The 1,627-nt window shown below is 77.9% G+C and carries 2 protein-coding genes; both read left to right on the forward strand.

Annotated features, from left to right (window positions below; translation table 11 throughout):
* On the forward strand, positions 1–1,148 hold a 1,148-nt coding region (locus ABD211_RS33130), incomplete at its 5' end, for an ATP-binding cassette domain-containing protein (protein ID WP_344140478.1).
* Between the two features lie 87 nt (positions 1,149–1,235).
* The coding region (locus ABD211_RS33135) for a permease prefix domain 1-containing protein (protein WP_344140480.1) at positions 1,236–1,627 on the forward strand (392 nt) is incomplete at its 3' end.

Genomic DNA, 1,627 nt, shown 5'->3' on the forward strand with positions numbered 1-1,627 from the left:
CCGACCGGGTGGCCGCCATCGAACGCCGGGCCGGCCGGGCGGCCTCGGCCGTGAGCGGTGTCGCGGCGGTCCTGCCGGGGCTCACCGCCGCCGGGGTCGCGGTGCTCGCGGCGCCGGCCGTGGCGGACGGGCGGGCGACCGGCGCGTTCGCTGCCGTCCTCGTCGTGTTGGCGCTGGTCACCGTCGAGTCGACGGGCGTCCTGGTGGACGCGGCGACCCGGTATGCCCAGCTGCGTGGGGCGTTGGACCGCGTCCTCGCGGTCCTCGCGCCGGGCGAGGCGGTCCGGTCGGGCGGTCCGGTCGGGTCCGGCGGCGCTGGTGAGCCTGCTGGTCCGACGGCGCCTGCCAGGGAGCCGGTCGGTTCGAGGCCGGCGGCGGTCGTGGAGCCTGGCGCCACCGACGTGCCGGCCGGCGGTGTGCGGTTGCGCGCGGTGCGGGTGCGTTACGCGGCCGACCGGGCGCCCGCGCTCGGCGGGGTGGACCTCGATCTCGCACCGGGGCGGCGGGTGGCGCTGGTGGGGCCGAGCGGGTCGGGGAAGTCCACAGTGCTCGCCGTCGTCGCCGGTACGGTCGTGCCGGAGGCGGGCACCGTGTCGCTCGGCGGCGCGCCGCCCGACCCGGAGACCGCGTGGCGGTACGCCACCGGCGTCATGGCCGACGCGCACGTCTTCCACGCCACCGTGCGGGAGAACCTCACCCTCGGCCGGCCGGGCATCGACGACGACGCGGCCCGCGCCGCGCTGCGCGTCGCCGGGCTCGACCACTGGCACGACGCGCTGGACCGGATGGTCGGCGAGGACGGCGGTCAGCTGTCCGGTGGGGAGCGGCAGCGGCTCCTGCTGGCCCGAGCCCTGGTCGCGCCCACGCCCGTACTCCTGCTGGATGAAGCCACCGAGGGCCTGGACCCGGGCGCGGCGGCCGACGTGCTCGGGGCCGCCCTCGCGGCCGTGCCCCGCGCGGCGGTGCTGCTCGCCGCCCACCAGTTGGCGGTCGTGGCCGACGCGGACGAGATTCTGGTGCTCGACAACGGCCGGGTCATCGAGCGGGGCACCCACCGTGGGCTGCTCGCCGCGCAGGGCTGGTACGCCGCGGAGTGGGCTGCTCAGGCCACCAGCACCGACCGGTACCACGCGGCCACCGCGGGCTGACCGGGCTATGCCCGGGCGATCGCAGGCCACGCGGGAGGTGGGAACCCGCGGTCACCGGTCGGTCGGCGGATGTGTCACGCTCGGAGCGTGCGGGTCACCGACGGGCACCTCATCATCGACGAGTACGTCGCGGGACTGGGCCGACGGCTCGTCGGGCCGGCGCGGCTGAAGGCGGAGCTACTGGCCGAGGCGCGCGACGGGCTCGTCGACGCGGCCGAGACGGCAGCCGGGCGCGGGCTCGACGCGCCCGCCGCGCAGCGGCACGCGGTGGCCGAGTTCGGGACATACACGCAGGTCGCGCCCGCGTACCAGGTGGAACTGGCCGCCGCGCAGGGGCGGGCCACGGTGCTGATCCTCGCGGCGGCGCTCGTCGCGTTGCGGTTCGTCGCGCCGCTCGTGTGGGTCGGCGACCCGACGGGCGACGCCGCGGCGTGGGTCGCGACGCTGGTCGGCGCGTTCGACGCGCTCGCGGGTTGCTG

Source organism: Luedemannella flava (genome assembly GCF_039528515.1).
GTDB classification, from domain to species: Bacteria; Actinomycetota; Actinomycetes; order Mycobacteriales; family Micromonosporaceae; genus Luedemannella; species Luedemannella flava.